The organism is Aurantibacter sp., from assembly GCF_042094015.1.
Classification (GTDB): Bacteria; Bacteroidota; Bacteroidia; order Flavobacteriales; family Flavobacteriaceae; genus Aurantibacter.
In genome coordinates this window covers 15,232-41,535 of sequence record NZ_JBELDZ010000014.1, presented here as the reverse complement: position 1 = coordinate 41,535, position 26,304 = coordinate 15,232, and the positions used below count along the sequence as shown (strand labels likewise).

The window sequence follows — 26,304 nt, the reverse complement described above, 5'->3', positions numbered from 1 at the left end:
AAAGTGGTCCCACATGGACTCGAACCATGGACCACCTGATTATGAGTCAGGTGCTCTAACCAACTGAGCTATAGGACCTATAATTGAGGTTGCAATATTACTACTTATTTTATTTTTCAGCAAGTAAAAAAGTATTTATCTAATCTCTTGGCACAATTCTATTAAAACACCATTAGTACTTTTGGGGTGAAGAAAAGCAACTAACTTATTGTCAGCGCCTTTTTTTGGTGTTTCGTTTAAAATAATAAAACCTTCTGTTTTTAATCGCTTTAATTCAGCCTCTATATCATCTACATCATAAGCAATGTGATGAATCCCTTCACCTTTTTTTTCTATAAATTTTGCAATAGGACTATCTGATTTAGAAGCTTCTAACAACTCAATTTTATTGGAGCCAACTTTAAAAAACGAAGTGTTTACGCCTTCGCTTTCTACAGACTCTTCTTTATAATGCGGTTTACCAAATAATTTTGCAAATAAAGCGTTAGATGTTTCTAAATCCTTTACTGCTATACCAATATGTTCTATATTATTCATTTTAAAAAGATGGTTTATTACTTAATTTTAGTAGGCTAAAGGTATAAATTTTGTAGGGTAAAAGACTTATAATCTTTAAATAACACTATTTTTGCATTATGGAAGAAACACAAAGACAAAAAAAAATCGGTTCAGTTTTACAAAAAGACTTAGTAGATATACTTCAGAAAGCCGCTACACAAGGTGGAATGCGTGGTATTATTATTTCTGTATCTAAAGTTAAAGTAACGGTTGATTTAGGTGTTGCTAAAGTGTATATAAGTATTTTTCCTAACGAAAAAGGTTCAGAAATAATAGAAGGAATTAAGGCTAACACACCTTTTATTCGCCATGAAATGGCGCAACGCACAAGAAATCAGTTACGTAGAATGCCAAATTTAGAATTTTTTTTAGACGATTCTATTGAGTTTATGTCTAAAATAGATCAGTCTCTAAAACGTACTGAAAATCCAATTAAAGATCCAAGTTTATTAGACGATAGAAAAAAAGGGTAATTGAATTTTTCTCTATACATAGCAAAGCGCTATTTGCGCTCAAAAAGCAGTAATAATGCTATTAATATTATTACTTATATTGCTTTGTTAGGTGTAATATTAGGCGCTGCAGCACTATTTATTGTATTATCTGGTTTTTCTGGGTTAAAGGAATTCACTTTAGAGTTTACTAGCTTAATAGATCCAGATTTTAAAATTGAAAGTACCACAGGAAAATCGTTTGTTTTAGATAAAGAACTTCAAACCAAACTAGACAATGTAGATGGTTTAGCCTTTTACTCTAAGGTAATTGAAGAACGTGTTATGGCATCTTCAGATGGAAAGCAAATAATGGCTTTTATTAAAGGTGTTGACGAGAATTTTAAACGTGTAAATCCAATAGATTCTATTTTGGATGATGGTTCTTGGTTAGAACAAAACACACCTCAAATTGTTACTGGTTACGGTATTGCAAGAAACTTATCTATTGGAGTTTTAGATTATTCAAAATCTATTTCCGTCTATGTTCCTAAACCAGGAAAAGGGCAAGTAACTAATAAAAATCAAGCTTTTAATAGCCTAAGCACTATTAATGTTGGTGTTTTTGCAGTTAATGAAACTGTTGATAATTCTTATATATTTTCATCTTTTAGTACAGCAAAAAACTTGTTAAACTATAAAGAAAATCAAATTTCTTCTCTAGAAATAAAAGTAAATAACATTTTTAATAAGGATGATTTTAGAGCAGAATTAGAGTCGGTTTTTGGAAAAAAATTTACCGTTAAAGACACGTCACAATTAAACGAAGCATTATATAAAATGCTAAACACAGAAAATTTAATTGTCTATCTTATTTTTACATTAGTACTAATCATTGCGCTTTTTAATGTAATTGGATCTATAATTATGATGATTTTAGATAAGCGCAACAACTTAAGTACTCTTTACAATGTTGGCGCAACAGTTCCTCAAATAAGACAAATTTTCTTTTATCAAGGTCTTTTAATGTCAGTTTTTGGAGGTTTTATTGGTTTGTGTTTAGGTTATATAATAATCCAATTACAGTATAGTTTTTCATTAATTATGTTAACACCAAATTTACCATATCCTGTTGCTATATATTTTCAAAACTTTGTTATTGTTTTTGTTACTATTACAATTTTAGGTGTTATTGCTTCAAAAATAGCAAGTAGTAGAATTACTAAAAACTTAATTAAAATAGGCTAGAGCGTTATTTATAGTTTTGGTTCTTAAATTTATGTAACACTTATCATTTAAAGACTACTAATAATCTAAACAAGCAAATTATGATTTTTACAACAACAAACTCGGTTGACGGATATAGAGTTTCAGAATATAAAGGTATTGTTTCTGGAATTGCCGTTAATACGCAAAAGCTTAAAATGACATTTTCTATGGACAAATACTATAAAGCAATGCAAGAAAGTATGTCAGAAATTAAAGAAATAGCATTTCAACAATTAAAAAATAATGCCATAGCCTTAAATGCAAATGCAGTAATTGGAATAAAAGTAGACATAGAGTTAACACAATCTAATAGTACCGTAGTTTCTGTTACAGGTACCGCAGTAAGTATTGTAAAGTAAATTCATAAAATTTTCTTTACTTTGTAGTAACATTCAAAGATCTATATGTTTGACGATATTTTAGCAGGAATTCCATTTGGTATTATTCTATCTTTTACGATTGGGCCCGTTTTTTTTGTGTTATTAGAAACGAGTGCAACCAAAGGCTTTAAAAGCGCTTTAGTGTTTGACACAGGTGTTATTATTGCGGATATTCTCTTTATCTTAGTCGCTTTTTATAGTACAGAAAGTTTAATTGAGAAAGTAAAAGATGATTCAAATTTTTTACTTTTTGGCGGTGTTTTATTAACTATTTATGGTATTATTTCCTTTATTAAAGCAAGTAAATCTTTTAAATCTATTGTTAGAGAATACCAAGAAATCCATATACAGCGCGATTATGGAAAATTATTTATTAAAGGGTTTTTATTAAACTTTATTAATATTGGTGTTTTAGCAGGTTGGTTAGGCTTTATAGTAATTGCAAATTCTATTACTACTTCAAAAAATGGTGTTATTCTTTTTATAGCAAGTATGCTAACTAGTTATTTTATAGCAGATCTATTTAAAATGGCAGCAGCAAAAGGTTTAAAGAATAAACTTACACCAAAACGCATTTATAAGAGTAAAAAACTAATTGCTTTAGTTATTTTAGGTTTTGGAATATTACTTTTAGCACAAGGGTTTTTTCCTAAAGAAAAAGCCTTACTTAAAGAAAAGATTGAACAAATAAATCCGCTGGATTAATACAAAATACTATTTATGAGAACTGTTTTAACTTGTTTTATTTTATTATTAAGCTTATTAACTTCTGCACAAGACATAGATTGTAGTGATTTTAAAACTGGTGTTTATATAATTCCTGCAGATGAAACAACTAAAACACCTCATACTTTAACTAGAACAGAAAAACACCAAATAGAAGAAGACGGAACTGGAGACAAAATCTATACAGATATAAAATGGATTAATGACTGTACTTATATATTAATGATTAATGAAGATTTAACCACTAGACCAATTTCTGAAACTGAAAGATTAGTTAATGACTATGGTGGTGTTAGAATCGAAATTATTAAACTTATAGAGAATGGTTATGAATTTTCTGCAACAGTAGATTTTGAAGGAGATGTTCTAACACATAAAGGACGTTTATATTTTAAAAACTAATAAAAAAAGAGCTACTTAAAAAGTAACTCTTTATTGAGGCGTCGAGCGGATTCGAACCGCTGTAGATGGTTTTGCAGACCACTGCCTAGCCGCTCGGCCACGACGCCAGTAAGGTTGCAAATATAAAAAAATATAGTTTTTATAACCTAACTATTATGCTTTTCTTTTTTCAGAAATTTCAATCGTTACTTTTTCAACATCGCCACCAATTGGAGGATTTATTTTACTTACAACAACCGTAGCTACAGAAACTAATTTATCTTCTATAAAAATACGGTCTATAATGCGTTTTGCAACCTTTTCTAAAAGCGCACTTGGTATAGCCATTTCTTCTGTTACAATTTTATTTATAAGAACATAATCTACCGTATCTCCTAATTTATCAGAACTAGCACTTTTCTGCAAATCTGCTTTTACTTTTATGTCTACACTATACTCGCTACCAATAGCTGTTTCTTCTTTTAAACAACCATGATGAGCAAAAACACGTATGTTTTCTACTTTAATTATACCCATTATCTGTAATAATTTTGTCCAAAAGTAGTTAAAAAAAGGCATTATTAATTTTAAATATTATGAAGTGATTTTATTCCATTAAAATTTAACTAATTTTGTTTTATCTAAAAAGACACAATAGATTTAAGTTGACACATTAATGAAACGAGTATTACTCATAATTATATTTTTTATTTCTACGATTAATTTATTTTCTCAAGAAGATAAATTAAGTTTAGAGTTAAGTTATCCTTTGGCTTTTGGAAATAATTTTATAGCAGATAATTATAACGGATATGTTGATTTAGGTTTAAAATATAGAACTTATCAGTTAAATTTAATCAAGTTTGGCGCAGGAATAAATGGATCTTTTTATAGCAATACAAAATCATCTATAAATCAAGATTACAACGTTTCCATTTATAATATCCAACCTAAATTATTTGCAGAATTTTCTTTACCAGGGCTAGAAAGGTTTCATCCACAATTTGGACTTGGATATACATTTACGCTTTTTAATGGTAAACCAAGAAACGAAATTAATACCAATCAGTTAATTTCTTTTTTTGATACACAATCAGGTTTTAATTTTAATGCAGGAATAGCAATTGATTTAATCAAAAATATATTTTTACAAGTTCAGTACGATTTTGTTAAATTTGACACAAAAAATGGTACTTTATTTACGCCTTACAACACAAACATCAATCTTTTAAAATTTGGTTTAGGATTAAGGTTTTAGCCTTGCTTATACTATAATAGACATTATGGAAGAAAACACAAAATCACTCAATTTTTTAGAGCATATTATAGAAGATGACTTAGCTAATGGTTTATCTAAAGATAAGTTACGTTTTCGATTTCCACCAGAGCCAAACGGCTATTTACATATTGGCCACACTAAGGCTATCGGTATAAGTTTTGGCTTGGGCGAACGTTATAATGCACCAGTTAATTTGCGTTTTGACGATACTAACCCAGCTAAAGAAGAGCAAGAATATGTAGACGCTATTAAGAGAGATATAGAGTGGTTGGGTTACAAATGGGCAGAAGAACGTTATTCTTCAGATTATTTTCAAGAACTATACGATTGGGCTGTTATTTTAATAAAAGAAAATAAAGCTTACGTAGATTCTCAGTCTAGCGAAGCTATGGCAGAACAAAAAGGTACGCCAACACAACCTGGTGTAGATGGACCTTTTAGAAATAGAACTGTTGAAGAAAACTTAGACTTATTCACCCGAATGAAAAACGGGGAATTTAAAGATGGTGAACATATTTTACGTGCTAAAATAGATATGCAGCATGTAAATATGTTAATGCGAGATCCAATTATGTATCGTGTGTTGCACAAACATCATCACAGAACAGCAAATGAGTGGTGTGTTTACCCTATGTATGACTGGACACATGGCGAAAGCGATTATATTGAACAAATATCACATTCTTTATGCTCTTTAGAGTTTAAACCTCATAGAGAGCTTTACGATTGGTTTAAAGAGCAAGTTTATCCGCATACTAAGCATAAGTACAAAATGCTACCTAAGCAACGTGAATTTGCGCGTTTAAACTTAAGTTATACCATAATGAGTAAGCGTAAGTTACTTAAGCTGGTAGAGGAAAACATTGTAAATGGATGGGATGATCCAAGAATGCCAACTATTTCTGGTTTACGTCGTAGAGGCTATACACCAAATGCAATTAAAAACTTTGTAGAAAAAGCAGGAGTTGCTAAACGAGATAATATTATTGATGTAGCTCTTTTGGAGTTTTGTGTTCGTGAAGATTTAAATAAATCCGCATCAAGAGTCATGGCTGTTTTAGACCCTTTAAAAGTTGTAATTACTAATTATCCTGAAGATAAAGAAGAATGGTTAGAAGCAGAAAACAATCAAGAAGACGATAGCGCAGGGTTTAGAAAGGTGCCTTTTACTCGTGAAATTTATATTGAAAAAAACGATTTTAAGGAAGAAGCAAGTAGTAAGTTTTTTCGTTTAAAATTAGGAGGAGAAGTAAGATTAAAGAATGCTTACATTATAAAGGCAGAAAACGTTATAAAAGATGCTAACGGTAACATTACAGAAGTACATTGTACCTATTCAGAAGACACAGAAAAACGTGTTAAGGGAACATTACATTGGGTTTCTATAAAACATGCTGTAAAAGTAGAAGTTAGAGAATATGATCGTTTATTTATGGACGAAACCCCAGATTCTCATGAGGAGAAAAGTTATATGGATTTTATTAATCCTAATTCTTTAAAAATGATTGAAGCTTTTGTAGAACCAAGTTTAACCGATGCTAAAATTGGAGATCAGTTTCAATTTCAACGTTTAGGTTATTTTAATGTAGATAAAGATTCTACTGCCTCTAAATTAGTATTTAATAAAACAGTTGGGCTAAGAGATTCTTGGGAAAAAATAAAACCAAAACCTCAACAACAAAATAACACACCAAAAAATAACAATCCACAGCAAGGTGCAAAAGCAATTAACACCATCAATAAACTAGGTAAAAAATACGCCAATTTACCAGAAGAAAAACAACAAAAAATTCGTGCTGAGATTTTAGAACTAGCAAAAGAGGTCACTTACGAAGAGTTAGAGCCTTTGTTTGGAACTGCAGCTAAAAAAGTAGGAACTCGTATTGCAGCAACACTTATTTTAAGTGTAAAACTTCAAGAAGGTTTAGAGCGTAATGATGTTGTAAAAAGTTTTATAGAAAAAGCTTTAGAGGACAAAAATGAGTTATTAGTAAAAGAAGCAACACTTTTAAGTTAATTGTTTTTAAAAACATAGAATTATATAAAACCTTTTTGGAGTTAATCCTTAAGTGTTTTTTAGCTCTATTTTGTTTAGTTATTGCACCTTAAAAAATTAAAAAAGCTTATATAGGTTAAACAAAACTTATTTTAAGTAACTTTAAACCAACTAATCAAAACATTAATATATTATGGAATTTAATTTTTTAGCCATTTTTGTAGCAGCTTTAGTGCCACTTGTAATGGGTTTTTTATGGTATAACCCTAAACTATTTGGAAACGCTTGGATGCGAGAAGCAGAAATGACAGAAGAAAAAATGAAAAGTGCTAATATGCCTATTATTTTTGCTTTAACATTGGTCCTTTCAATTTTATTAGCTTTCTTTTTACCACAGTTAACCATACACCAAATGGGCGCATTTCAATTAGTTGGTGGAGATTTGACAGATGTAAACCCATCTTATCATGCGTTTATGGCAGATTATGGAACTGCTTTTAGGACTTTTAGACATGGAGCATTACATGGGTTTTTAGCTGGAATTTTCTTATTATTTCCTGTAATGGCAATTAATAGTTTGTTTGAGCGTAAAAGTTGGAAATATATTTTTATTAATTCTGGTTACTGGATTGTTTCGTTAACAATTATGGGAGCAATTGTTTGCGGTTGGGTTTAATCTGTAAAACTTTATAATTATTTAACACAACAAAAGACTGAAGTTTATTAATTTCAGTCTTTTTTTGACTTTATTTTTAACTAATTGAAACATATAAAAATTTATTTTAAGGTTAATGATCTTCCAGATTCTTGGAACGAGTTAGCTGTCAATGATATTTTTTTAAGGACAACCTTTCTTAAAGGTTTGGAATATTCTTATCCAGAAAATATTTCAGCTTATTATGTTGGTCTTTTTAAAGATGAAAAATTAATTGGAATTGCAGTTTTACAGCGCGTTAAAATGTATCTAGAATCTATTTTTAGAGATAATTCTACTTGGATTAAACAACAAACCACAGCATTGATTTCTAAAATAGTAAAAGGGAATATTTTAGTTTTAGGAAATTTAATGCATACTGGACAACATGGATTTAATTTTAATTCTGAAGCTTTAAATTATTCTGAGTTTTTAGAATTAGTTTATCAAGGTATTGATGAGGTTTCTAATCAAATTAAAATGGAATTTGGTAAAACAATTAGAATCATCACTTTTAAAGACTATTTTTTAGATGATGAGATTCATAATCAAACTGAATTCTTTAAATCTAAAAAACTATATCAAGTCCAAGTGCAACCTAATATGGTTTTTAACCTTAATCCAGATTGGAATAATACCGAAGACTATAAAATAGCTTTAAATAAAAAATACAGAAAACGATATACAACAGCATTAAAAAAGAAAAGAAGCATAATTTCAAAGCCACTAACCTTAGAGGAAATAAAAGTCTATGAAGAAACTGTTTTTAAGCTTTATAAAAGCGTTTCAGATAATGCAGGTGTAAACTCTTTTGTGTTGCCAAAACGTCATTTCTACGAGCTTAAAAAAGCCTTAGGTAATCAGTTTATTTTAAATGGTTATTTTTTAAACGAAGAACTTTTAGGTTTTTTCACGCTAATAGAAAATAAAACTATTTTAGAAACTTATTTTTTAGGATATAATTCCAAGTTAAACCATAAGCATCAAATTTACTTAAATATGTTGTATGATATGATAGATTATGGTGTGACTAGCTCTTTTAAATCTATTGTTTTTGCAAGGACAGCTATGGAAATTAAAAGTAGTGTAGGGGCAAAACCAAACCCTATGGTTTTATATGTAAAACACACCAATAGTTTTTTTGCAAACAAAATTTTAAAACTTATTTTAAAATATTTAAACCCTTTAAAGCCTTGGCAAGAACGTAATCCATTTAAATAAAAAGCCACCATTTTCAAGTGGCTTTTTTACTTTTTATTTTTTCTTTCCTATATAGGTTATTAAAATTTCTACCCTTCGGTCAAATTCTGGTTCTCCACCTAATGGTTGTCTTCTTCGCATTCCTACATATTTCATTCTATTTCTGTGAACGCCACGACTTTCTAGATAATCAAATATAAAACGAGCTCTTGCAACCGATAAATTACGTTTTCTAGTTTTTTTATCTACAGCATCTCTAGAGCCTTGCGTACAACAAACATGTCCTTCTATAGTAAAGTACACATGTGGATTTCTTAATAAAATAGCTGAAATGTTTTCTAAAGTTTTACGAGATTCTTTAGTTATATAACTATAACCTGTTTTAAAGTTAATGTTATTTAATGTTATTTTATCTCCTTTTTTAATAGTTCCTTTTTCAATATCATCCAAAGTACGTTTTCCATCAGCAGAAATAGATAAGGCTTCTTCTTCTAAATCGGTAGCTTTTTTAGGTTCTGTTCTTACAACAATCTCAACTTTACGATTTAAACCACGAATTTTACTTAAATCTCTTTCTTTTACAATGCGAAGTAAAATTTCACCTTTACCATTTACGTTTGTAATAAGGTTTTCGTCTATACCATAACCAGAAAATAAATCTTTTATTTTATCTGCACGATATTGCGACAAATCTTGATTATAAGCATCTGTCCCTCTATCGTCACAAAAGCCATATATTTCAATTTTATTAACTCTTACATCTTCTAAGTTAGAGATAAAAAGTAACAATCTATTTTCTTCTGTTAAAGGCACTTCAAATTCATCTGTATTAAAATACACTTGGTGTTTTATCTCTTCTTGTGCGGCTACAAAAAGCGTAAAAAGAATTAATACTAAAGGTAAAATGCGCTTTAAATAAGTAGTTTTTAGCATAATATATTATTTTAAGTAATTATTGTATTTATTAGAATCAAGTAAAATTTTTGTTGCTGTTTTTATATCTTGATTATGAATTTTGTAATATTCGTATAATCCTTCTCGATACGTATAACGTTTTACAATTTCGTCTGTTAACAGATTTACTAGTTGTATTTTATTATCTTGTATAGCTTGGTCTTTAGCCTTGTTTAAATTAGAAACTAAATTAGTATAATCTTTAGAAATATCATCATCTAGATTTTCTGTTTTAGAGATTTCTAACGCTTTCTTTAGTGCTTTTTCTGTATCTGTCTGGAAAGTAAATCCAGAGTTCTTTAAATAACTTTTAAAAGCGTTAAAATGTGTATCTGTAATTTTAAAAGAGTTAATATCTTTTATATCGTTTTCATAATAGAATTTAGTGGCAAATTCAAAAATATTTTGTTCTTTTAAAATGGCTTTTGTTATTGCTGAATTTTTAGAAGTTTCAACTGTTTCATCTGGAAAAACGCCGCCACCATCAAACACCTTTCGTCCGTTTTTAGTAGTAAACGCATTATAGTTTTCTTGTTTTGTTCTTACAGCATTTCCATCTTTATCTTTATTCCAGTAATCTAAAGCTTGAATACACCTTCCAGATGGTGTATAATATCTTGAAATAGTAACCTTTAATTGTGTTCCGTAACTTAGTTTCTTATAACGTTGCACTAAACCTTTTCCAAAACTTCTTGAGCCAACAATTACAGCCCTGTCTAAATCTTGTAGTGTTCCTGAAACAATCTCGCTTGCAGAAGCACTTTTTCCATTTATTAAAACCACTAATGGAATTTCTGTATCTAAAGGTTCTTTTTTAGTGTAATACGTTTGATTATAGCTTTTAATTTTTGCTTTTGTAGATACTACCAACTGACCTTTTGGTACAAATAGATTTACAATATTTACAGCCTCTGTTAATAAACCGCCAGGATTACCTCTAAGGTCTAAAATAATTTGTTTTGCGCCTTGTGCTTTTAAATCTTTTAAAGCATAAGCCGTTTGTGTGGTTGTTTTTTCATTGAATTTTGATAAAACAATATAACCTACAGTTTCATTTATCATAGAAAAATGTGGCACTGCATCTATTTGAACTTCCGATCTTAAAACTGAAGCCGTATTGGTTTTTCCTTGACGAATGTATTCTATGTTTATTTTAGAGTTTGGAGCACCTTTTAATAAATCTAAAGCATCATCTTTAAATTCTGCTAACGCAATACCGTCTACTTTTATTATTTCGTCCCCAGCTTTTAACCCAGCTTTATCCGCTGGATAATTTTTGTAAGGTTCTATAATAACAACCTTATCTTTAAGTGTCATAATATTTGCACCAATACCAGAATAATCTCCTGTGCGCTTAATCCTTTCTGCTTCTACATCTTGTTCATTATAGTATTTTGTATAAGGGTCTAACTCTTCCAACATATTTTTTAATGCAGTATCCATTAATTCTGCAGGATTCGTTTCGTCCACATAATTCATGTTTAATTCCTTAAACAAAGTTGTAAAGATTTCTATTTGTTTAGCTATTTCGAAAAAATCGTTTCTAAATGCTGTTGTAGAAATGAAAATTATAACAGCAAGTACTGGAACTACAATTTTATATTTAAAAAAATGTTTCATTTTGGTTCTTTGTTTAATCAAACTACTGTTCTAATTGTGTTATAAACTTTTTAAACACCTTTTTTGTTAACGCGTCTAAGGTTTCAAAATTGGGCATTTCTTTATGCATATATAGTAGCATAATAGAATACGTGTTTATCTCTTTTTCTATAAGTTGTTGTTTGTTTAATCTATAAGCTTCGCGAAGTAAGCGTTTAACACGAATTCTATGCACCGCTTTTTTAAAATTTCTTTTACTTACAGATACACCAACTTTAAGCGTTTTACTATTTTCTAAATATACTAAACGCAAAGGATATGCCGAAATTGATTTTCCTTCAGAAAATAATTGCTCAATAGCTTTTTTACTTTTAAGCTTTTCGTGTTTGTTGTAGGTTAGTTTCATAGTAATATTCCAAAGGTAGACTATATGCGTTAAAATAAAAAAACCACTTATAAATAAGTGGTTTTAAATGTTATATAAGTAAATTAATTACTTTTTATTATTAGTTTTATCTACATCTGCCATTAATTCTTTTGGATCTATTTGTACAGATTTCACGGCTTTTTTAGTTGTAAAACTGTATGTTGGATAAGCCCAAGCCCAATCTTTTACTTGTGTTGCTGATGTTGGTTTTTCACCACGCATCATTTGTAAAGGAATATAGAAATCTTCTGTAGTTCCATCTGTATAAGTTACAGTTAGGTCTAAAGGCATTGGCATTGCACCAATACGTTCTAAATTAACCTTATTATCGCTAACACTTGTTACTGCGTAATCTATAGTGTTTGTAGTTTGTGTCCAATCTGTTAAATACCAATCTAATTCTAAACTAGACACTTTCTCTGCAGAACGAATAATATCTAACGGTTTTGGATGCTTAAAAGAAAAATCTGTAAAGTATTTTTTTAGTGTTTTTTCTAGATTTTCTTCACCTATAACATAAGCTAATTGAGCTAAAAACACCTCACCTTTATTATAAGCTGCAATTCCGTAAGCCATATTACTATGATAACGATCAGAATGTGTAGTTTGTGGTTGCTCTTTTCCTGTACTAACTAAGTAATAATAACCTCTATAGCCTCCAGAATTAGGGTTAACTTTTCCTTCTTTCATAACCTCATTCATTGCGTTATGGCTAATATAACTTGTAAAACCTTCGTCCATCCATTCGTGTTTAGACTCATTACTTGCTAATAAAAATTGAAACCAAGAATGTGCTAATTCATGAGCAGTTACACCAACCAAACTACCAAATTTACGTTTACCAGTAATTAAGGTACACATTGCGTATTCCATTCCGCCATCTCCACCTTGAATTACAGAGTATTGTTTGTATGGATATTCTCCAATTTTCTCACTAAAATAGTTCATTAACTCAACCGTTTTTGGCTGTAAGTTTTTCCAGTTTTCTAAGTATTCTGCTTCTAAGTCTTTTTTGTAGTAGAAATGCAATAATGGTCCGTTAGGAACTTGTTTAGTATCATGTTTAAAATCTGGATCTGCAGCCCATGTAAAATCGTGCACATTTGGTGCGCTAAACTTTAGCGTCTTTTTGTTTCCATTAATTTCGGCTTCACCTTGTTGGTAACCTGTTCCACCAACTACGTAGTCTTTATCTATATGAAGTGTGACATTAAAATCTCCCCAAACCCCATGAAATTCTCTTCCAATGTATGGATCTGCATGCCAACCTTCAAAATCGTATTCTGCTAATTTAGGATACCATTGTGTCATAGAAAGTGCTACGCCTTCAGCATTATCTCTACCAGACCTACGAATTTGTAATGGTACTTGTGCATCAAAATCCATATTAAAAGTTACTTTTTCTCCAGGTAAAATAGGCTGATTAAGTGTTACTTCTAAAATAGTTCCTACAGTTTCATGTGAAACAGCAACTCCATTTTGTGTTAAACTATTGACTCTTATAAAACCTATTTCGTTTGGTTTTAACATATCAATTCTACTTTCAAATACTGGCTTTTCTCTAGTTCCAATATTATTAACCATTCTTCCATCTGGATCTGAAACACTTTTTAATCTTGCGTTCATTTCACTTTCTGGTTGAAATGCATTAAAGAACAAGTGATAATATACTTTTTTTAACACATCTGGCGAATTATTAGTGTATACCAAGTTTTGTTTTCCTTGATATTGGTGGTTATTTACATTCATGTCTATATCCATGTTGTAGTTAACGTGTTGTTGCCAATATGCTTCGGTTTTTACAACTGTTGTTGTTGTAACTGTTGTTGTTTTTATTGTGTCTTTTGTAGAATTACACGACACTAATAAAGTTATTGCTAGTATTGAAGAAAGAATAATTTTTTTCATAATTATTTATTGTTTTCAGCATTAAATGCTTCGATAATCTCTTCTGTTAAATCAGATGTATCTTTTGCATACATAACACTTGCTGTATTATCGCTTGTTCCTAAAATATAATCGTAACCATTAGTCTTACCGTAATCTTTAACAAATGATTTTACATTATTAATTACAGAGTCTATTTCTGTTCTATAATCATTTGCAAGACCTTGTTGTTCTGACTGAATTTGTCTAGATAACATTTGATCTTTTTGTTGAAAAGATTGAGACAATTGCTGAATTTTAGATTGATCCTTCATTTTAGAAGCTAGAGCACTTGCTTCTTGAACCTCAGTTTGAAACGCTAATTTTAAACTATCTGTTTTTTGAGTTAAAGCAGCTTCCTTTTGTTTGAATTTTTCTTCTACATTTTTCTTTAACTTAATTTCATTTACAACCTTACCTGTATCTACAAAGGCCATTTTTTGTTTTTGACATGAAGTTAATGCCATTAGTGCTAAAACTGCAATACTTAATTTTTTCATCTTTGGTATAATTTTATAGGTTGCTAAAATAGAAAACAAATTTATTAATCGTGTTAATTTTAATTTAAAGCTGGTTTCTTAAATTTTTCACACTTACACTTAAACCTATCAAATAATAAAAACCTATGACTCTTGGTGTTTAGATAGTTTTTAATTATTACAGATAGATTAAAATAAGACGATTTAAAAGGTTTTAAAAAAACCAACTACTTGTCCTGTGCTTGTTATGATTAGTTTTCAATATAGATGTCTTAAAATTAGAATTACTCTTTTTTAAGTATATAAATTTGTGAAGAAGCTTCTTTTGTGAATAAAGCTGAAAGATTTGAAATAAAACCAATAAAAAACGCCTTAATTATATTTTTATTTCTCGCCTTAATTTGTTCAGATAGCAAGGACACATAAAAAGCATCAAACCACATTGGTTTAATTTGCTTAAGTCTAAAACCAAAACTTTTGCTTAATTTATAAATGCTGTTTTTATTAAAATGCCACAAGTGTCTTGGAACATCTAATGCAGCCCAATTTGATTTATAGTGTTTGGCGTCGAAACTATTATAATTAGGAACTGCAACTACTAGTAACCCATTAGGCTTTAACAATGTGTTTATCAGTTTTAGTTGTTCTTGTAAATTGGGTAAATGCTCCAAAACATGCCATAATGTAATTACATCAAAACTCGATTTAGGTAGCTTTTTTAATTCATTTACGTCCAATACTTTATTACTTATTAGAGAATTTGCAATTCCTCGAGCACTTTCATTTGGTTCAATTCCGGTTATTTCCCAGTTGTTGTTTTTACAAATTTCTAAAAAATGTCCTGTGCCACAACCTATATCTAAAATTGATTTTGATTCTGTTTTGAATGAATTGACTAAGTTCAATTTTTGATTTAAAGTTATCTGTCTAACTTTATGATAGACTTTTTCAAACCAATTACGCTTCGTGTTTGTGTGAGAAATATAGTCTTCAGATTTATAATATTTTGATAGATTTTCTAATTCAGGTTGTGGAATAGTTTCTAAATAACCGAATTCTGTATTCTCTATTAAAGTGAATTCCTCACCTGAAACTGAAAAATCTTTTACTTTAATGTTAATCATAGGACTCGTAAGGATTGTGAAATTGTATTTCTAAAAGCGCAGTTATTGTGTCTGCTTTTAGACACAATTCATTATAGTTTTTAGTGTTTAAAATTGGGAATTTCTTTTTGTTACTATACAAATATAACTCGTAATATTTAGAATCTGTAGGTTTATAAATAGAGATATACTCAGGAAACTTCTTTAATATTTTTCGTTTTATAATAGGGTATTTTAAAAATGTTATGATTTTTAATTGATCTTGATTTGAATTAAAATAATAAAACTCTCCTACTCCAAATAGCCACAAAATTAAAATTAATTTAACCCAAATTAGCCAATTTACATATAATAAATAGTGAGAATTAACTGTCCAAACTGCAATTAAAACACCTGCGATGCTTTTGTAAATATTATGTTTTTTATTAATAATCAGCTCTTTCATTTGCAATAGTTCCACGTGGAACATTGTTCTTTATCTTCCTAAAAAAACTAAAAGAACAGAAATGTCACTTGGGGAAACACCACTTACTCTACTAGCTTGAGATATGGTTATGGGCTGAATGTTGTTGAGCTTTTCTCTTGCCTCTAAACTCATAGATTGTAGTTTTGAGTAGTCAAATCCCTCAGGTATTTTAATGTTTTCTAAACGTTTTAGTTTGTCTGCGTTTAGTTTTTCTTTATTAATATATCCTGCGTATTTAACTTGTATTTCTGCCTGTTCTAATTCTTCGTTATCTAGGTTGTTTGTTGTTAAATAGTTTGAAACACTTTCTATTTGTTTCATGTCTTCCATTGTAATATTTGGTCTTGCAAATAACTTAAACATCTTATCTTGTTGCTTTACTTCAGCAGAATCTTTTGCAACTAATATTGGATTTACTTCTTTTGGCGTCACACTTGTTTCCTTAAAAAAGTCTACAAAATTTTGTGCTCTTGAGTGTTTTTCTTCCATTCGTTTTAGACGCTTTTCTGATGCTAAACCTAAATCAAAACCTTTTGGTGTTAATCTTAAATCCGCATTATCCTGCCTAAGCAGTGTTCTATATTCTGCTCTAGACGTAAACATTCTATAAGGTTCTTCTGTTCCTTTTGTAATAAGATCATCTATTAAAACACCTATATAAGCTTCGTCTCTTTTTAAGATAAATGGTTCACGATCTTGAACCTTTAATGCTGCATTTATTCCAGCCATTAGTCCTTGAGAAGCTGCTTCTTCATAACCTGTTGTTCCGTTAATTTGTCCAGCAAAATACAAACCACTTACCAGCTTTGTCTCTAATGTGTGCTTTAATTGTGTTGGTTGAAAATAATCATATTCAATAGCGTATCCTGGTCTAAAAAACTTTACGTTTTCAAATCCAACTACTGATCTTAATGCTTTAAATTGAACATCTTCTGGAAGTGATGTTGAGAAACCATTAATGTAATATTCGCAGGTATTCCATCCTTCTGGTTCAACAAATAATTGGTGTTTATTCTTATCAGCAAACCTATTTATTTTATCTTCTATTGAAGGACAATATCTGGGTCCAAGACTTTTTATTCTTCCATTAAACATTGGGCTTCTGTCAAAGCCTTCTCTAAGTAAATCGTGAACCGTTTCACTTGTGTAAGACATATGACAAGAGCGTTGTTTTGTTAACGGCTTTGTAATATCTAAATATGAAAACTTATCAGGATTAACGTCTCCTGGTTGTTCAGTCATTTTAGAAAAGTCTAAAGACCTTCCATCCACTCTTGGTGGTGTTCCTGTCTTCATTCTTCCAGATTCAAAACCCAAAGTAATTAGTTGTTCTGTTATTCCTATAGAATTTCTTTCTCCAGCTCTTCCGCCACCAAAGTTTTTATCACCTATATGAATTAATCCATTTAAAAAAGTACCATTTGTTAACACTACAGATCTAGATCTAATTTCTACACCAAGTGATGTTTTTACACCAACAACCTTGTTGTTCTCTACTATTAATCCAGACACCATTTCTTGATAGAAATCAAGATTTTCTGTATTTTCTAAAAGTGTTCGCCAATCTTCTGCAAAACGCATTCTATCACTTTGCACTCTTGGACTCCACATTGCCGGTCCTTTAGACTTATTCAACATTTTAAATTGAATAGCAGATGTGTCTGAAACTATACCACTATATCCGCCTAAAGCATCAATTTCTCTAACTATTTGGCCTTTAGCAATTCCGCCCATAGCAGGATTACAAGACATTTGAGCAATGTTTTGAAGACTCATAGTTATCAGCAGGGTTTTTGATCCCATATTTGCAGCAGCAGCAGCAGCTTCGCTTCCAGCATGGCCTGCACCAACAACTATTACATCATAAATTTCGTTAAACATAATCCTAGGTGTATTGTTTCACGTGAAACATTAAGAAATATAATTTTTGCAAAGATACTGTAATCGTTTATTTATTGGATAGAATTTTTAAAGCTTCATCTTCCATGGAACGCATAATTTTAGCGTCTTGATCTGTTTTGTCTTTAAACCCACAATAATGTAAAATACCATGAATTAGTACACGATGTAATTCATCTAAAAAAGAAACTTTAAAATCTTTAGCGTTGTCTATAACGCGTTCAATAGAAATATAAATATCGCCTTGTAAATTGTTTCCTATAGAATAATCAAAACTAATTATATCAGTTAAGGTGTCGTGATTTAAAAACTTGAGATTTAATTTGTGCTGATATTCATCATCAACAAAAATATAATTTACTTCTTGAATATTACAATTGTGATTTTTAACAACCTGATTAATCCAGTCTGTTAAAAGTAATTCGTTTTCTAAATTAAATTCAGTTTCGTAGTTATAATTTATCATTATCCTGTTTAAAATACTGTTGTACTTTTTGCTTATAGATTGGCTGCAAAGGTAAATGTTGTTTGTTTAATATTTCAGTTGTATTAAAATATTGTTTTGCGGTTTCTATTTGATTTGTAGATGTGTTTTCAAACTCTTTTTTATTAGCTTCCGATTTACGTTTTGTGTCTTCATTTTGTTGTAATGTTGCTTTTTCTAATTTCATTAACTGATGCTGAATGTTTTTCATTTTAGAAGCTGTTTCTTGTGTGAAACCTTTATTCAAAATATCTAATTCTACTTGCTCCATTTCTTTAATTAATTTTGAAGCGTCTCCTTTCTCTCTAATTCCGTCGCGTTCTAAACGCTCTTCTAAAGCTTGACGAAGCATTTGCTGTTGTTGATATATTTGAAACAATTCACCATTCATTTTTTCTGAAGCTCCAGGCTTGCCTACTGGATTATTACCGTCTTTCCCTTCACCAGATTTCCCTTTTCCTTTTCCATTTTTGCCTTCTTGTCCATTTTCGCCAGGCTTTCCGTTTTTACCGGATTTTCCTGCTTCTCCAGATTTCCCACTTTTACCAGACTCACCACTTTCGCCATCTTTACCCTTCTTTCCTTCCTTTCCTTTTTCTCCCTTTTCACCTTTCTCTCCATCTTTACCTTCATCACCTTTTTTAGAACCTTTCTCCATTTTCTTAGCTAATTCTTCTTGAGAGATTATAATATCGGGCATTGGCATTCCTCCTTCTCCTTCTCCAGGAGCTGGCATTCCCATTTGCTGATTTTGCATTTGATCTAAAATATCACTTAGAAAATCTGCTAATGTATTTGCGGCAGTAATAGCATATTGTTGTGTTCCGGTGGCCTTATATAAATCATTTTCTGCTAACTGAGCTAATGCTTTATCAATATTATAATAGACATTACTGATTTCTGTATTAACTTTCTCTGAGATTTTAGGCTGACGAAGAGATAATGCAAATAAGCTATCGTCTATGTGTTCAAAATTAGATTTTAAATCGTTTTGTCTTCTTAAGTACTTAGAATATTCGCTGTGGTTAACATCTATATTAGAAAAAGCATCCATATTAGCTTCTTGATTAAAGGAAAACAAGACTAAATTATCTAATATTTGGCGAAGCATAGCTGTATCTTCTTCCATTTTTTCCTGTTGTGCACCTTGCATACTTTTTTGCATACTCATACTCATTTTCTTGAGTTGTTGTGCTGCACTTTTTTGTTTCTTTTTTGCTTTTTTCTTTGAAGTCTCTTTTTCTAATTGCTCTTGACTTTCTTGCTCTTCTTTTAAAGCCTCTGAAGCTTCTTTTTGGTCTTCTGAAACATTCTCCTCTATGTTTTTGTTTCGAGGCAATTTAATTGGGTTTTTTAGGTTCTTGTTATCCTTTTCTAATTCGTCTAATTGTATTTTTAGCTCATTAAACGCTTCATTTAACTTGTCTTGTTCTTCTTTGGTATTTTTGTTGTCATTTTTATTAGCTAGTGCATCTTGTTTTTTTGCTAACTCATCCAATTCCTTACCAATTTTTTCAAGTTTTTTCGTAACATAATATTTTTTCGTCAATTCTAATATTTGCTCTAAGCTCTTTTTTTGATTCTTTGATTTACTAGATAAGTTATTCATTTTTTCAGAAAACTGTTCTTTATCAAATTTCTCCATTAGCTTTTCAAGTTCCTCTAAAAGCTTCTCGTCTTCTTTAAGTTTTTCTTCATTTTCCTGAAGACGTTTTTTTAAATCTTCTTTAAATTGATCTTTAGGCTGTCCTTCTTCTTTGGGTAATTCATTATTTTTTTTCTGGAATTCCTTTAAATTATCTTTCAATTTTTTATTGAAATCTTGCATCAATTTCTTTTGATTTTTTTGGCGTTCCAAAAATTGCTCAATTTTCTTTTTATCGTTAAAACTTAATGTAGATTTTTCTTTCTGAGTTTTAGATAATTCCTGTAGTTCATTTTCTTGTTTATCTAATTGTTTTAAAGATTTGCTTAAATCCTGAATTGTTTTACTTTGTTCTTGTAATTGCTTTTGTTCTTCTTCAGAATTAGTTCTTTTTCTAAAAGTGAAGGCTTTACTCTTGGTTTTCTTGTTTTTTATTGAGGCATCGTTATCATACACTTGGAAATATAATTCATAAGCCTTGCCTTCTTCAATAGAAAGATTGTTAGGGAAACTAGTTATAAACTCAGAAAAATTCCCATTAGAAATTGTGATCTTCTGAGTTTTGATTTGATTCTCGTTGCTTACAGGGTAATACACTAATTCTAAGCGATTTAACCCGTAATCATCACTTGCTTCTCCATAAAAATAAAGTGTTTGCAAGTCTAAAGAATCTATTTTAGATTGTACACTAATTTCAGGATACTGATCCTTAATTACTTTTAAGCTGAATGCGAAGTTTTCATAATTATTAAGGCTTTTATTTGTTGTGCTTAAAGTATAATCTATTGTATTGTAAATACGGTTAGTTAGATTAAATAAACCTGAATTCACTTTAGAGAAAGCTAAAGTATCTTTAGAATAAAACATAAGTTCTTCTGTAGATTTACTCTTAACATTCCAAGTTACTTTTGTACCTTGAGGTATTATGGCATTACCAATACTTTTTAGAGTTTCATCTTTTTTACCAGTATAAGATGGGTAATCTAAAGTCATTTCAAAACTTATAATTTGTGGCGCATTTATTAGGCTAATTGTATAAGGTTTTGAGGTGACATTATTAGCAGATAAATTAAAAGTAATAGGTTGGTTTACACGATTAAATGTATACTGAAAAACACCAGAGCCTTTAGATTCTATAAAGTAATTTTCGTTATTAAATTTAATGCTCGCATTTTCTGGAACAACATCTCCAACTGTTTCAATAAAAAGTGTTAGAGGTTTGTTTTCTACTGTTTCTAATTTTTCATTTATTACAAAAAATTTAAATGGAGCTGGCGGCTCATAAGCTACATTGTAATTAATTACTCTATTGTAACTTTTACTAAACCAATCAATCTTTCCAGACACATAAAAAGCAATTAAAATTAACAATGGAATTAGTGCGTATTTTAAATATTTGGTATTTGATCTAAAATTAACAGCATTTTTAAATGAAATTGGACTTAGTTCTTCCGATTTTTGATTAATGCTTGCTAAGATTAATTCCGAGTTAGAGTTATCTTCTTTTAACTGCAATACATTGGTTAATTTATCTTTAACTTCTGGAAAATGTTCTCCAATAAGTTTAGAGGCTTCATTAAAATTAAGCCCTTTTTTAATTTTAAATAAATAAATCAAAGGAACAACTATAAAAACAACAAAAAGACTTGCCTCTACCAAAACAACCATCCAAAATAAAATAGTTCTTAAAGAAGAATTAAGCCATAAAAAATGTTCAACCAGAAGAGTTAATATAAAATACAATAACCCAATTGTAAAAAACAAAATAACGCCTTTAATTAACTTATTTGTGTAATATTTACTTACAAATTGCTGTAATTTATCTTGTATATTATTGAATGAATTCAGAATTATAGTGTTTTGTATTTAACATACTAAATTACTGTTTTATTTTTTAATATAAATAACATACTATTTTGAGTAATTTGTAAGGAATTAAAACAGTTTACAACTAAGTCTAAAAACATATTTTATGAAACGCCTTATTTTACTTCTCATCTTTATAACTGTATCTCAATTAATACAAGCACAAAGCGCATGGACAAAGAAAAAAGGCGAAGGTTTTACTCAGTTAAGTTTTAGTTCTATAGCTAATTATAATAATCAGTTTGGAAGCCCGGATTACCAAACAGAAAGAACCATAACAGATAACACTATACAATTATATACAGAATATGGTTTAACAGATAAAACTACTTTAATAGCAAGTGTACCATTTAAAATTTTAAAAGCTGGAGATGCTACTTTTTCAAACACCATTCCAATTACAAATAATGGATCCAACAATGCCTTAGGTAATATAGAACTTGGCTTAAAACATAATTTTTATAATAAAAAGTGGGTGATTTCTGGGCAATTAAATATTGAAGCTAATACTGGAAATTACGACACTAAAACAGGATTAAGAACAGGTTATGATACTTGGACCTTAACCCCAACATTAAATATAGGTAGAGGTTTTACGGATTTTTATATACAAGGATTTACAGGAGTAAATGCTAGATTTAACAATTACAGTTCTAATTTTAGAATTGGAGGAGAAGCTGGTTACAAGACATTTAAAAGGCTGTGGATTGTTGCTTATTTAGACGTTGTTAGTTCATTTAAAAATGAAAAAGACACTAATTTACCTATAGAAAACCTTTTAACAGGAACTTATGTGAATAACCAAGAATTTACAGCTTATGGCTTAAAAGCTCTTTTAGAAATAACACAAAAAATAGGTTTAACAGCTAGTTTTGGAGGTGCTTTTTCAGGAAACAACGTTGCTAAAAGAGCAGCGGTAAACTTTGGTGTTTATACAAAGTTTTAAACTAAAATAACATCTGTTTTATCTTTATAGATAAAGACTATATCTTTGCAGTTATAAAATTATTTTTATGACTAAGAATGTTCGTGTGCGTTTTGCACCAAGTCCAACTGGACCATTACATATTGGTGGTGTTCGTACTGCTTTATTTAACTATTTATTTGCTAAAAAGCACAACGGAACTTTTATTTTAAGAATAGAAGATACAGACCAAAAACGTTTTGTTGAAGGAGCAGAAGATTACATCACTAAGTCTTTAAATTGGTGTAATATGACTATAGACGAAGGTCCAAATGCTGGAGGCAACTATGGTCCTTATAAACAAAGCGAACGCAAACATCTATATCGTCAATATGCGGATCAGCTTATAGCGTCTGGAAACGCATATTATGCTTTTGACACCTCAGAGGCTTTAGACAAACATAGAAAAAGTCATGAAGAAAACGGTAAAACGTTTATTTATAATTGGCATAATCGAGAAAAATTAGATAATTCTTTAAGTCTTTCGGTAGAAGAAGTTACTGCTAAAATTGAAGCAGGAGAAGATTATGTGATTCGATTTAAATCACCACAAGACGAAATTCTTCATTTAAAAGATATAATCCGTGGAGATATTAAAATTGACACGAATGTTTTAGATGATAAAGTTTTGTTTAAAAGCGATGGTATGCCAACCTATCATTTAGCAAATATTGTAGACGATCATTTAATGGAAATCTCTCACGTAATTCGTGGCGAAGAATGGTTACCAAGTTTAGCATTACATTATCAATTATACACTGCTTTTGGTTGGAATCCACCAGAATTTGCACATTTACCATTAATATTAAAACCAACAGGAAAAGGAAAATTAAGCAAGCGTGATGGCGATAAATTAGGTTTTCCAGTATTTCCATTAGAATATAAATCTCCAAGTGGAGAAGTTTCTAAAGGCTATAAAGAAGAAGGTTATTTTTCAGAATCTGTAGTTAATTTCTTAGCCTTTTTAGGTTGGAATCCAGGAACTGAACAAGAAATTTTTTCAATGAAAGAGTTAATTTCGGCTTTTGATTTAGGGAAGGTTAACAAAGCAGGCGCACGTTTTGATCCAGACAAAACGAAGTGGTTTAATCACCAATATATGCAAGAGCAAAGCAACTATGAATTAGCTGAAGCTTTTAAATCTCAAAGAGAAGAGTTAAAAGATATAGATGTAAATTTTATCGAATTAGTAGTTTATAAAATAAAAGAACGCGCAACGTTTATAAGTGATTTTTGGGACTTAAGTCATTTTTTCTTTGTTACACCAAATACATTCGATGAGAAAGGTTTAAAGAAAGCTGTAAAAGAAGACACAAAGCCTTTATTAGAAGAATTAGTTGAAATTGTAGAATCTGTAAACGATTTTGATGTAGAACAATTACAAAGCACTATAAAAGGCTGGATAACTTCTAAAGAGATTGGTTTTGGTAAAATTATGATGCCTTTACGTTTAGCTTTAGTTGGTGGATTAAGTGGTCCAGACGTTTTTGATATTATGTACTTAATAGGAAAACTAGAAACCTTAAAACGTATTAATAAGTTAATAGAAGTTTGTTAATATTTAGGTTTATTAAACAAAAAAGGAGCTAATGAAAATTAGCTCCTTTTTTTTGTAATTTGATTTTAAAAGTTATTCTTTTATAAACTTTAAAACTTTGTTAGAACCTTTAATTTTAATAAAGTATGTTCCTGTAGTTAAAGCATTAACATTTAGTGTGTTATTGTTACTAGATATTGTTTTAGTTGCAACAGTTTGTCCTAACATATTAAAAACAATTATTTCGGTTTGAACTTTAATATTTTTAAATGTAATTCCCGTTGAAGCAGGATTAGGAAATATTGAAATAGTATTAGTATCAAAATCAGCAACACTTAAAGTACATGTATAAGCAGGCATTGTATAACCTCTAGCTGTAAAACGATCTGTAAATGCTTGTATGTCTGCACAAGTATAGCCATGATTAGTTCCCATATCTATTGCGGCTTGTCTAACAGCAATGGCAGCCTGTTCTTGATTAGTTCCACTATTAGTCATTCCAAGACCGTTTAAAAATGCTTTATCTGTTTTTGTTCGACCAACAATTTCCCAAATTTCCATCATAACAGAAGCCCAAATTTGGCCGTCTGTATGCGGTCCACCGCCAACTAAACCACCAGGATATTGTGCACCATAAATAGTGCTACGACCATTCCAACATACATTATGTCCATCCCAACCAAAAACATAGTTTCTAGCAGCATCTCCAGAACCCCAAAGCCCTAAGCTTCTTTTATAAGAATTTGCCCAATAGTCACCACAACCTTCACTTAACCCATTTACTTGAGACAAGCCGCCATTTGTTATCCAATCATGTAGTCCATGTCCTAATTCATGTAAAATTACATCTGCATCTTCACCGTCATCTACACAACCTTCACCAAATACTAGTGTTCCTCCTGTATAATAGGAGTTATCTGCTCCTCCAGCTCCATGTGGATCAAAACGAACAACACCACCATTTTGAGGAGGAGTTAATACAATCCCTAAATCTGTATTTATATAACGCATACTTTTATCTACATGATAAAAAACATTTACAGCTTCAAAACCGTCTTCTTGTCTATTAAAACTAAAATCGTCAGAGTTTTGGATAAATAATCCTTTGTTAGGAGAGTCTAGTTCCGCTATTTCAACATAATTACTTTTTAATGTATAGTTTCCTCCATTTAAATCAATATCTGGCAAGGTAACAAATGTACGCGCAGCATCTAATGTTGCATTTGTAGCATCATTACCATCCACATATTGTCCACCATAACTGCTTGTTGTTGCTGTTAAAGGATCTGTATCAAAAATAAAACCTATTCCTGTAGTAGAGACAGAGCTTATATTTTCTTTTTCCTCTTTTTTCTTTTTTGGTTTATCTTTTTGATGATTAGGCTTATGATATACAGCAACATCCCTAGAGCTTATTACCGTACCGTTTTGTGCATCTACTATTATTTCCCAAGCACCTGTTTTTGAATACCCATAAATATATACTCTTCTTACTAAGGTGGTTATATCATCTTTATGAAAAATGTAAAGTTTATTTTCACTTTGAATAACATCTGAAGTTTGTATATTTAATTCATTAAGAGCTATTTGAAAAGCTTCAGGTCCTGTAACACTAGGGTTGGTATTAATATTTTGAACAGCTTTTTTATAAGAACTCGCAAAATAAGAAACCTTATTTTTATTTGACACGTGTACAGTTATCTCAGCATCAAAAACTTGCACGTTATTAATCATTTGGTAATAACGAAAAGTTTCTCCAGAGAGCGCAGGTCTACTAAAAAGCATTTCTAATTGATGTTCTTGATTAATTAATAATTCAGAATAATTATCTATTAACCATTTATCCGCGACCTCTCTTTTATTTTGAGCAGATGCTAAAAAAATCATACTGAAAAAAAGAATTGAAAAAAGTAATTTTTGTTTCATAATAAAGTGAGGTTTTTAGGTTGAATTTTTTTAAAGATAAGCATTTATCGACTTAGTAAGATTGACCTTTAAAGAAAATAATATAATTCAACACATAAAACAAAAAAGAGCTAAT

At 30.1% G+C, this 26,304-nt stretch carries 24 protein-coding genes and 2 tRNA genes; 11 read left to right on the top strand and 15 right to left on the bottom strand.

All coding sequences use genetic code 11. The features are described 5' to 3' along the window. Positions 1-4: 4 nt before the first annotated feature. Positions 5-78, bottom strand: a tRNA-Ile gene (locus ACFDSN_RS03705). 57 nt (positions 79-135) lie between these two features. After that, the gene (gene mce, locus ACFDSN_RS03700; RefSeq protein ID WP_375238481.1) at positions 136-537 is read right to left on the bottom strand and encodes a methylmalonyl-CoA epimerase; all 402 of its coding nucleotides are present in this window, start codon (positions 535-537) and stop codon (positions 136-138) included. Between the two features lie 98 nt (positions 538-635). Here mce and rbfA point away from each other — a divergent pair, with 98 nt between their 5' ends. The 5 genes from rbfA to ACFDSN_RS03675 all read left to right on the top strand — a co-directional run bounded on the left by rbfA (position 636) and on the right by ACFDSN_RS03675 (position 3,766). After that, complete coding sequence (gene rbfA / locus ACFDSN_RS03695) at positions 636-1,031, top strand: 30S ribosome-binding factor RbfA (RefSeq protein ID WP_375238480.1); 396 nt, start codon at positions 636-638, stop codon at positions 1,029-1,031. Beyond that, complete coding sequence (locus ACFDSN_RS03690; RefSeq protein WP_375238479.1) at positions 1,032-2,237, top strand: ABC transporter permease; 1,206 nt, start codon at positions 1,032-1,034, stop codon at positions 2,235-2,237. It abuts the gene before it with no gap. Between the two features lie 80 nt (positions 2,238-2,317). Then, a complete protein-coding gene (locus ACFDSN_RS03685; RefSeq protein WP_375238478.1) occupies positions 2,318-2,617 on the top strand; it encodes a heavy metal-binding domain-containing protein in 300 nt (99 codons plus the stop codon). Between the two features lie 45 nt (positions 2,618-2,662). Next, positions 2,663-3,343, top strand: coding sequence for a LysE family translocator (locus ACFDSN_RS03680; protein WP_375238477.1), 681 nt, complete (start codon positions 2,663-2,665; stop codon positions 3,341-3,343). 15 nt (positions 3,344-3,358) lie between these two features. Beyond that, positions 3,359-3,766, top strand: a complete 408-nt coding sequence (locus ACFDSN_RS03675; protein ID WP_375238476.1) for a hypothetical protein — start codon at positions 3,359-3,361, stop codon at positions 3,764-3,766. A 36-nt stretch (positions 3,767-3,802) separates the two neighbouring features. Here the strand turns inward: ACFDSN_RS03675 and ACFDSN_RS03670 are convergent. Beyond that, positions 3,803-3,873 (bottom strand) — tRNA-Cys (locus tag ACFDSN_RS03670). Positions 3,874-3,919: 46 nt separating this feature from the next. Further along, positions 3,920-4,282: a dihydroneopterin aldolase gene (gene folB / locus ACFDSN_RS03665; protein ID WP_375238475.1), complete on the bottom strand. Its 363-nt coding sequence runs from the start codon at positions 4,280-4,282 to the stop codon at positions 3,920-3,922. 139 nt (positions 4,283-4,421) lie between these two features. Here folB and ACFDSN_RS03660 point away from each other — a divergent pair, with 139 nt between their 5' ends. The 4 genes from ACFDSN_RS03660 to ACFDSN_RS03645 all read left to right on the top strand — a co-directional run bounded on the left by ACFDSN_RS03660 (position 4,422) and on the right by ACFDSN_RS03645 (position 8,935). Further along, on the top strand, positions 4,422-5,003 hold the full coding sequence (locus tag ACFDSN_RS03660) for an outer membrane beta-barrel protein (protein WP_375238474.1): 582 nt from the start codon (positions 4,422-4,424) through the stop codon (positions 5,001-5,003). Positions 5,004-5,028: 25 nt separating this feature from the next. Continuing rightward, positions 5,029-7,041, top strand: coding sequence for a glutamine--tRNA ligase/YqeY domain fusion protein (locus ACFDSN_RS03655; protein ID WP_375238473.1), 2,013 nt, complete (start codon positions 5,029-5,031; stop codon positions 7,039-7,041). Positions 7,042-7,213: 172 nt separating this feature from the next. After that, positions 7,214-7,696, top strand: a complete 483-nt coding sequence (locus ACFDSN_RS03650; RefSeq protein ID WP_375238472.1) for a DUF1761 domain-containing protein — start codon at positions 7,214-7,216, stop codon at positions 7,694-7,696. Between the two features lie 84 nt (positions 7,697-7,780). Then, the gene (locus ACFDSN_RS03645) at positions 7,781-8,935 is read left to right on the top strand and encodes a GNAT family N-acetyltransferase (protein ID WP_375238471.1); all 1,155 of its coding nucleotides are present in this window, start codon (positions 7,781-7,783) and stop codon (positions 8,933-8,935) included. 33 nt (positions 8,936-8,968) lie between these two features. On the opposite strand, the gene ACFDSN_RS03640 is transcribed toward ACFDSN_RS03645, so the two are convergent. The 10 genes from ACFDSN_RS03640 to ACFDSN_RS03595 form a co-directional block, all read right to left on the bottom strand. Then, entirely contained in the window at positions 8,969-9,847 is an 879-nt protein-coding gene (locus ACFDSN_RS03640) for an OmpA family protein (protein WP_375238470.1), read from the bottom strand. Positions 9,848-9,853: 6 nt separating this feature from the next. Then, positions 9,854-11,488 (bottom strand): S41 family peptidase, encoded by a 1,635-nt coding sequence (locus tag ACFDSN_RS03635; RefSeq protein ID WP_375238469.1) that lies wholly within the window; start codon positions 11,486-11,488, stop codon positions 9,854-9,856. 22 nt (positions 11,489-11,510) lie between these two features. Beyond that, on the bottom strand, positions 11,511-11,873 hold the full coding sequence (gene rnpA / locus ACFDSN_RS03630; RefSeq protein WP_375238468.1) for a ribonuclease P protein component: 363 nt from the start codon (positions 11,871-11,873) through the stop codon (positions 11,511-11,513). Between the two features lie 87 nt (positions 11,874-11,960). Further along, positions 11,961-13,802, bottom strand: a complete 1,842-nt coding sequence (locus tag ACFDSN_RS03625) for a M1 family metallopeptidase (RefSeq protein ID WP_375238467.1) — start codon at positions 13,800-13,802, stop codon at positions 11,961-11,963. A 2-nt stretch (positions 13,803-13,804) separates the two neighbouring features. After that, complete coding sequence (locus ACFDSN_RS03620) at positions 13,805-14,320, bottom strand: OmpH family outer membrane protein (protein ID WP_375238466.1); 516 nt, start codon at positions 14,318-14,320, stop codon at positions 13,805-13,807. A gap of 263 nt (positions 14,321-14,583) precedes the next feature. Further along, positions 14,584-15,423, bottom strand: coding sequence for a class I SAM-dependent methyltransferase (locus tag ACFDSN_RS03615; protein ID WP_375238465.1), 840 nt, complete (start codon positions 15,421-15,423; stop codon positions 14,584-14,586). Beyond that, positions 15,416-15,871, bottom strand: coding sequence for a hypothetical protein (locus ACFDSN_RS03610; protein WP_375238464.1), 456 nt, complete (start codon positions 15,869-15,871; stop codon positions 15,416-15,418). The genes ACFDSN_RS03615 and ACFDSN_RS03610 overlap by 8 nt, the downstream gene beginning before the upstream one ends. Before the next feature lie 6 nt (positions 15,872-15,877). Next, a complete protein-coding gene (gene mnmG, locus ACFDSN_RS03605; protein ID WP_375238463.1) occupies positions 15,878-17,749 on the bottom strand; it encodes a tRNA uridine-5-carboxymethylaminomethyl(34) synthesis enzyme MnmG in 1,872 nt (623 codons plus the stop codon). Between the two features lie 67 nt (positions 17,750-17,816). Continuing rightward, a complete protein-coding gene (gene ybeY / locus ACFDSN_RS03600) occupies positions 17,817-18,233 on the bottom strand; it encodes an rRNA maturation RNase YbeY (RefSeq protein ID WP_375238462.1) in 417 nt (138 codons plus the stop codon). Next, entirely contained in the window at positions 18,220-21,639 is a 3,420-nt protein-coding gene (locus ACFDSN_RS03595) for a DUF4175 family protein (protein ID WP_375238461.1), read from the bottom strand. The genes ybeY and ACFDSN_RS03595 overlap by 14 nt, the downstream gene beginning before the upstream one ends. A 229-nt stretch (positions 21,640-21,868) precedes the next feature. On the opposite strand from ACFDSN_RS03595, the gene ACFDSN_RS03590 reads away from it, so the two are divergent. Both ACFDSN_RS03590 and gltX read left to right on the top strand, forming a co-directional pair. Continuing rightward, positions 21,869-22,708 (top strand): hypothetical protein, encoded by an 840-nt coding sequence (locus ACFDSN_RS03590; RefSeq protein ID WP_375238460.1) that lies wholly within the window; start codon positions 21,869-21,871, stop codon positions 22,706-22,708. Between the two features lie 67 nt (positions 22,709-22,775). Beyond that, on the top strand, positions 22,776-24,284 hold the full coding sequence (gene gltX / locus ACFDSN_RS03585) for a glutamate--tRNA ligase (protein WP_375238459.1): 1,509 nt from the start codon (positions 22,776-22,778) through the stop codon (positions 24,282-24,284). A 72-nt stretch (positions 24,285-24,356) separates the two neighbouring features. On the opposite strand, the gene ACFDSN_RS03580 is transcribed toward gltX, so the two are convergent. Then, on the bottom strand, positions 24,357-26,189 hold the full coding sequence (locus ACFDSN_RS03580; protein ID WP_375238458.1) for a T9SS type A sorting domain-containing protein: 1,833 nt from the start codon (positions 26,187-26,189) through the stop codon (positions 24,357-24,359). Between the last annotated feature and the right edge of the window lie 115 nt (positions 26,190-26,304).